Here is a 7,371-nt window from a genome sequence, read left to right as displayed (position 1 = left end):
TAAGTAAACCGGAGGCAGGAATAATAAATAATAAAGTAAACAGCTGCCAGGGTTAGTAATATTTCTAGTCAACACATAGCAGCTATTAGAGATAAACAAGTCAACCATTATTAGGGAAGTACAGTTATATAGTAGAGTATAACTGGGACAGGTAAGGGAGATTTCCGTTTCAAGTAAAGAAACGACAGTTTCCTCGTAGAGAAACGACCGTTTCCTCGCCGGGAAACCATCGTGTCCTCGTAAGGGAACGACAAGGAAACTGCAATCATCTATTATACAAGACATTAGTATAGACTAAGGAAGTTGCTATCTAACAAAAAGAACCTATATATGCTAAAAACTTTTGCAACCATCTGTATTATCGGTATGTTCACATCTAGTTGTACATCAAAAAAGGCTTCCCGGACCGAAGGCTCCCATGAAGCAGAACAGGAACTGACAATGATTGTCGGTACTTACACTTCGGGAGACAGTAAAGGTCTCTATAGTTTCCGATTCAATGAAGAAAACGGAACCGCAACCGCACTCAGTGAAGCGGAAGTGGAAAACCCATCTTATCTCGTACCTTCTGCCGACGGCAAATTCATCTATGCAGTCAGCGAATTCAGCAACGAACAAGCTGCTGCCAATGCGTTTGCTTTCAATAAGGAGGAAGGAACTTTCCGACTGCTGAATACGCAGAAAACCGGAGGCGAAGATCCTTGCTACATCATTACCAACGGAAGTAATGTGGTTACTGCCAATTACAGTGGAGGAAGCATTTCTGTCTTCCCGATCGATAAGGACGGGGCACTTCTCCCCGCTTCTGAGGTGGTGAAGTTCAAAGGGTCGGGAGCCGACAAGGAACGTCAGGAGAAACCGCATCTGCATTGTGTCCGCATCACGCCGGATGGCAAATACTTATTTGCAGACGATCTGGGCACGGACCAGATACACAAATTTATTGTTAATCCGAATGCAAAGGCAGACAATGAAGATGTTTTTCTGAAAGAAGGAAGTCCCGCCTCTTATAAAGTAGAAGCCGGTTCGGGTCCCCGCCATCTGACATTTGCACCGAATGGAAGCTATGCGTATCTCATCAATGAACTATCGGGAACAGTCATTGCGTTTGAATATAACGACGGAGAGTTAAAAGAAATTCAGACCATTGCTGCCGACACTGTGGGAGCCAAAGGAAGTGGTGATATTCATATCAGCCCGGACGGCAAATTCCTGTATGCAAGTAACCGGCTAAAGGCTGACGGGCTGGCGATCTTCAGTATCCATCCGGAAAACGGTATGCTGACGAAAGTCGGTTATCAACTGACAGGCATTCACCCGCGCAATTTCATTATCACGCCTAACGGCAAGTATTTGCTGGTGGCTTGTCGGGATAGTAATGTGATACAGGTTTATGAAAGGGATACGGATACAGGATTACTGACGGATATACGTAAAGATATAAAGGTGGACAAGCCTGTCTGCATTAAGTTTGTACCATAAACAGGAAGAAGTACTTGGTTAGCACCGGACTGAAACAAGAGTACGCCGGTCCTAACCAAGAACCAATACTTCCTACCCAATCAGACTACGAAAAGCCTGAATACCCTGATGATTGATATCCAATCTTTCTACCTCACTCAGCAACCGAACGGATTTCTCTTTTTCGTTCAATCCCCAATAACCCAATGCCATCATATATTTGCAGTGAATGACGTTTCGTATGGTCAGGTCATCTTCCCATATTAACAAATCGGGTAGTGACACTGCAAAATAATCCATTTTAACCTTGTCAAAAAGATGTTTCTCTCCGTAAGTTGTCAGTTTATGGAAGCGTCCGTTAGCCTCATCCATGCGGTTCAGTTTCAACAAAGCCAGTCCCTGATAGAAAATCTTATCCGGTTTTGCATCATTGTAGTACATGGCAGCAGCCGGTTCGGTAGGACCGACAATCGCTTGTTCCCAGCATTCCACCGCTTTGTCATTCTGCCCCAGACCTTCATAAGCGCAACCCATGAAATAATAGAAATCATTTTCCTGTGCACCGTGCAACTTACCTTCACCCAAGTGATGCGGATATTCAAGACACTCTGCCAGCAACGAGACAGCTTCACTGTAATTCCCGGCTTCAAGTGCTTTCTTCGCCAGTTCCACACGGGCAAACTGATATTGTCCCGGTACTTTTCCTTCGCCGCCTTCCCACGGATGGAAGATATGCGCATCAAGTAACGTTTTAGCCTTTTCATACTCGCCTGTCTGATTCAGCAAAGTTATCTCTTCCAGTACGAGGTCGTCACGTTGCGCTATCAATTCGGGGTATTGCTGCAAGAACGCCAGACGTTCGGAATGCGGACGACGGACACGTTTATAGAGCTGATCCAATTCCATCAACACACGTGCATCGGTCGTATCGAGTTGGAAAGCACGTTCCATATATTCGATGGCTGTTGCTTCTTCATCCTTTTTGTTAAAGTTAGCCAAAGCCAGATTACGCCATATCGTAGGGAACTTGTCGTCCAGTCCGGCGGAAGTTTCCCATGCTTCGAGTGCCAAATCGTACTGACGTTTGTCGTAGTACAAATTACCCAGATAATAAGGTGCTTTCGCATCATTCGGGTTTTGTTCCATAGCACATTGCAAAGCAAGAATGGCTTCCAAGCGGTTAGGGAAACAATAGTCCGGACAAGCACCGGCAGCATCGGCAAATGCCTGTTCCGCACCGGATAACTTACCCTGAACAAGACACCAACCCAAGTAATAATAAGTCATCGGTGTTACACTGCCCTCAGCGATAGCTACATTCCACAAAGAAGCGGCTTCTGTCCAGCAACCGGCAGCACAATAATCGAGTGCGATTTCATCATAGTTGTGAGCTTCGCCACGCATCATCGTTTTTAAAGTAAGCAAGTCTTCGGCAGCATTGGTTATCAGATATTTCTCATAACGGCAACCGAAGTTGAATTTATCAATAGCCAATGAATCTTCAATCACTTGCAAGGCTTCTTCCGCTTTCCCCATCTGACGGAGAATGGTCGTTTTCAGAGCACGCGCTTTATGATTATGCCAGTTGCGGATAAGCGAACGGTCCACTTCGTCCAAAGCGTCTTCCAGACGTCCTTGCATTGTAGCAATCTGAGCACAGGCAAAATAACCGGCATCCTGCCAGGCTGCATTCCAGCATGATTTATAGAAACGGTCGTAAGCCTCATTATAGCGTCCCTGATATTTCAAGGCAAGTCCGAGATTATAGATAGGTTCTCCATCATACGGATTCGGGTTGCGCTTCTGCAAGGTCTTCACTGCTGTAAGCAAGTATTGTTCAGCTTTACGGAAACGGCCTTTACGAATATACCATAATCCGAGTGCATTATTGCTACGTACATCGATCGGGTCACGGCGCAAGGCTTCTTCGTAATAGTCTACCGGATTATAGGTGGCGTGTCTGTATTGTTCCAGATGTAAACCTGTCAGATAGAGTTGCTCGGTTGTTTTTATTTCTTCCGGTAACAAAGCAGCTTCGGCAGCATCCGGAATCGGTTTTACTTCGTCCGGTTCGGCATGCCAGTAAAGCAGTTCCTTGCCGTTTGCGGTGATTTCAAGATTCAGTTTGTTCAACTTCTCCCCTGCTACGTCTACCGTTTCATTCAATAGTTCTTCCGGAGTAATGGTCACTTGCCTGCTATAATACACTTTTCCATCGTCACTTTTCAGCACTACATTAACCACCTGCTTAGACGTTGCGAATATCTTGAAACGTACCTCCTTTTCACCTTCCGGTTCTATGTTCATTAACAAATCTTTGCTTGCATTCTTCACCACTCCTAGTTCACGGTAAGGCAGGAAGTACTGTACGAAGCTCTTTTCTTCGTAAGGTTGCAGCCATGTAAAGTCCGGTTGGTTCTCGGTATAGACACCAGCCATCAGTTCGATGTAAGGTCCGTCCTCGTCAGTCAGATTACGGTCCCATGCACGGCCGAAATCACCGTTTCCCCATGTCCATTGCTTTTTGCCCGGAGAAATATGATGATTTGCCACATGAAGCATACCTGCACAAGTGTCGTTTTCGTAGCCACCCTCAAAGTTGTAACGGGAGTTAACAGCCATATACGAAGTCGGAACTTTGATATTCTTATAGTTCGAAATGTCTACTCCGGCAGAATAGTCCATCTTATAATAAGTACCCGTTGCTATAGGGAAGCTGGATACGGCACGCTTCCCATGATCGAACACCGCATTGATGTCGGGCGGAAATACACTCTGATAGTAGTCGTTCACCGCTACGGCAGGATTCGCCCACCACAGGAAGGTTTGCGGCACTTCGGTGCGGTTGTAGAGCACCCCTTTTATTTCGAGAAAAGCATGTCCCGGACAAAGCGTGAAGCCCGCCATCCCTTTCTGATGAAACATCCGTTCCATTTCGTTCACCCATACAGTGACGCTGCCGTCAGCATTTTCTTCAATTGCCGTATCTACAGGCATATAAGTACTGGGACGATGATGCTGAGGCCAGTTAAACTCAATGCCTCCCGAAATCCACGGACCTGCCAGCCCCACTAATGCAGGTTTAATCACGTGATTGTAATAAATAAAATGACGTTCCCTGATCTTATCATAAGCCATTTGTACACGACCGCCTAACTCGGGCAGAATCATCACCTTGATGTATTCGTTTTCAATAAAGATAGCTTCGTATTCCTTATCTACTTTTTCATCGGACATCGATTCGATGACAGGATAAGGATAAACTACCCCACTACTGCCCTGGTAGACACGTTTCTCCAGGAAAATAGGATTCTTTTCCGGTTTACCTACTTCATAAGTAGGAATTACAACCTTTTCTCTCCATGCTTTTACCATGATATTATTAATTATATCTTTTTATTTTATCAGATCTTTCTCCAATGTCTCCAGCGATTTCCCTTTTGTCTCAGGCAATGCACGCAGGAAGAAAAGGAAGCCGAAGACGCAGATAGCCGAATAAATCCAGAATGTGCCGTAACTGCCCAATGCAGTATTCAGCAACGGAAATGTGTAGGTAAGCGTGAAACTACCGACCCACAAAGCGAAAGTACAGGTTGCCATAGCGACACCACGCACGCGGTTGGGGAATATCTCAGCAAGCAGTACCCACGTGATAGGCCCCAGAGACATGGCATAACAAGCTATCGCCAACACTACCAGCACTACCATAAAGAAACCGCTGACCTGAAAGAAGTAACACGTACCGAGAACCAGATAAATACCTGCCAGTCCTCCAGCTCCCAAAAGCATCAGAGCACGGCGCCCCAAACGTTCGACCGTATAGATAGCCACAAACGTAAAGATCACATTCGCTACACCGGTCACCACAATATTAAAAAGTACATCACCCAGCGAATAACCCGCTGACTGGAATATCTCCTGTGCATAATTGAAAATCACATTCGTACCGCACCATTGCTGGAACACAGCCACGATAACACCCAGTACGAGTACTTTACGGAACGGGCGACTGAACAATAATTTCAATCCTCCTTCCGACTTGGAAGCAGAGGTTTGTTCCACCATCTGAAATTCCTGCTCCGCATAGCGGTTTCCTCCTATCCGGCTGAGCACACTCCATGCTTTCTCTCTCTTGCCTTTCATTGCCAGCCAACGGGGACTTTCGGGAATAAAACAGGCTAGCAGCAAAAATACCGCTGCCGGAAATGCTGCTCCCCAAAACATCCAGCGCCATCCCATCTGCCCGTTCCATGAAGCACAGATATCGGCAGGCGTAAAGTCGGCAGGTATAGGCTCGGCTATCAGCCAGTTGGCTATTTGTGCGCCAAGGATTCCTAATACAATAGTCAGTTGATTGAGGGATACCAGTTTCCCCCGGATGGAAGTAGGAGCTACTTCGGCAATGTACATCGGAGACAGCCCCGAAGCGATACCGATGCCGATGCCTCCCAAAAAGCGTGCTGCCAGAAACCAGCTGAATACGGAAAATGCACCGGTAGCGTATGCGGAAGATAAAAAGATAAATGCGGAAATCAGCAAGAGAGGTTTCCTGCCGTAGCGGTCAGCCATCATACCGGCTACCATAGCACCGATCAGACAGCCAAGCAGGGCTACACTCATAGCCAGTCCCTGCATTGTCGGCGAATCGGCAATACCGAAATAGAGTTCATAGAAAGGTTTCGCTCCTCCGATTACCACCCAGTCATACCCAAAGAGCAGACCGCCCATCGCAGAAACCAAACAAATGGAATAGACAAACTTTTTATTATAACTTTTCATACCACTAGAAGATTGATTAATTGATGTTGCAAAGATAGAGCGTATCCAAAGCACAAAAAATAGAATTTCATTTTATAAAGATGGACAATCTTATTTTTAATGTATTATTTGACAGATCGCATACATTATTATATATTTGCGCAGAATAACCAATTATGTACTATGGTAAAACTAAAAGATGGATTTACCGGGGAAAGAGCCTTAGTATTACCCCGCATCATCGTTGATAAGATGGAAGAGGACCCGCTGACCTCCATGCTGCATATCACTGACATCGGATATTATCCCAAAGCCAAGCATCATTTTCGGGAACGGAAAGAGCCCATCAATCAATATGTCTTCATCTATTGTATTGATGGCGCCGGATCTTACCGGATCGGAGATCAGGAATATACCGTCTCCGCCAATCAGTATTTTATTCTTCCGGCAGGAGTCCCGCATTCATACGCTTCCAACAAATCGACGCCATGGACCATTTACTGGATACACTTCAAAGGTATTCTTGCTCCGTTCTATGCCAAAGACGCCAACCGTCCGATGGATATTCAGCCCGAACAACACTCCCGCATCAGTACGCGGATCAACCTGTTTGAAGAGATATTCAATACACTCAAAAATGGTTATAGCAACGAGAACCTGCGCTATGCGTTTTCGATGTTTCACTTTTATCTGGGAACATTACGCTATGTCCAGCAATATCGTAATGCAGGCACCAATGAGGCAGAAGATGAGGGAATAGTGAACGTTGCCATCCACTACATGAAAGAGAATATGGAGAAACATCTGAGCCTGGAAGAGATTTCGACACAAATCGGATATTCTCCGTCGCACTTCTCCATGTTGTTCAAAAAGCAAACGGGACACAGTCCGCTTACTTACTTTAATCTGCTAAAGATGCAGCAGGCCTGCCTGTTGCTGGATACCACCGATATGAAGATAAATCAGATATGCTATAAAATAGGCATTGAAGATACTTATTATTTTTCCCGCCTGTTCAGTAAGATCATGGGAATGTCACCACGGGAATATCGTAAATCAAAAAAAGGCTGACTAAAAAGTCGGTGGTAACTTCCAACTCTCCTCCTTCGGGAAGGAGGGGAATTGTGGGTAGTTCCGACTTTTTAGTCAGCC

General features: G+C 45.6%; 4 protein-coding genes. 2 read left to right on the top strand and 2 right to left on the bottom strand.

What is annotated here, in order from left to right:
- Positions 1 to 330: 330 nt before the first annotated feature.
- A complete protein-coding gene (locus NBH01_RS07400; RefSeq protein WP_061474407.1) occupies positions 331 to 1,482 on the top strand; it encodes a lactonase family protein in 1,152 nt (383 codons plus the stop codon).
- Positions 1,483 to 1,554: 72 nt separating this feature from the next.
- Here NBH01_RS07400 and NBH01_RS07395 read toward each other — a convergent pair whose 3' ends face one another.
- On the bottom strand, positions 1,555 to 4,836 hold the full coding sequence (locus tag NBH01_RS07395; RefSeq protein ID WP_195381200.1) for a DUF5107 domain-containing protein: 3,282 nt from the start codon (positions 4,834 to 4,836) through the stop codon (positions 1,555 to 1,557).
- Positions 4,837 to 4,857: 21 nt separating this feature from the next.
- On the bottom strand, positions 4,858 to 6,240 hold the full coding sequence (locus NBH01_RS07390) for a sugar porter family MFS transporter (protein ID WP_074856445.1): 1,383 nt from the start codon (positions 6,238 to 6,240) through the stop codon (positions 4,858 to 4,860).
- Between the two features lie 162 nt (positions 6,241 to 6,402).
- Here NBH01_RS07390 and NBH01_RS07385 point away from each other — a divergent pair, with 162 nt between their 5' ends.
- Entirely contained in the window at positions 6,403 to 7,290 is an 888-nt protein-coding gene (locus NBH01_RS07385) for an AraC family transcriptional regulator (RefSeq protein ID WP_008760063.1), read from the top strand.
- Positions 7,291 to 7,371 lie beyond the last annotated feature (81 nt).

Source organism: Bacteroides sp. B1-V-101 (assembly GCF_023656585.1).
In the GTDB taxonomy this organism is placed as follows: domain Bacteria; phylum Bacteroidota; class Bacteroidia; order Bacteroidales; family Bacteroidaceae; genus Bacteroides; species Bacteroides thetaiotaomicron.
The sequence above is the reverse complement of the archived record's forward strand: the minus strand, read 5'-3'. Positions and strand labels throughout refer to the sequence as shown.

Excerpts from the sequence above, each read along its gene's own strand:
- NBH01_RS07400 (WP_061474407.1), top strand. The coding sequence starts at position 331 with ATGCTAAAAACTTTTGCAACCATCTGTATTATCGGTATGTTCACATCT.
- NBH01_RS07395 (WP_195381200.1), bottom strand. The coding sequence starts at position 4,836 with ATGGTAAAAGCATGGAGAGAAAAGGTTGTAATTCCTACTTATGAAGTA.
- NBH01_RS07390 (WP_074856445.1), bottom strand. The coding sequence starts at position 6,240 with ATGAAAAGTTATAATAAAAAGTTTGTCTATTCCATTTGTTTGGTTTCT.
- NBH01_RS07385 (WP_008760063.1), top strand. The coding sequence starts at position 6,403 with ATGGTAAAACTAAAAGATGGATTTACCGGGGAAAGAGCCTTAGTATTA.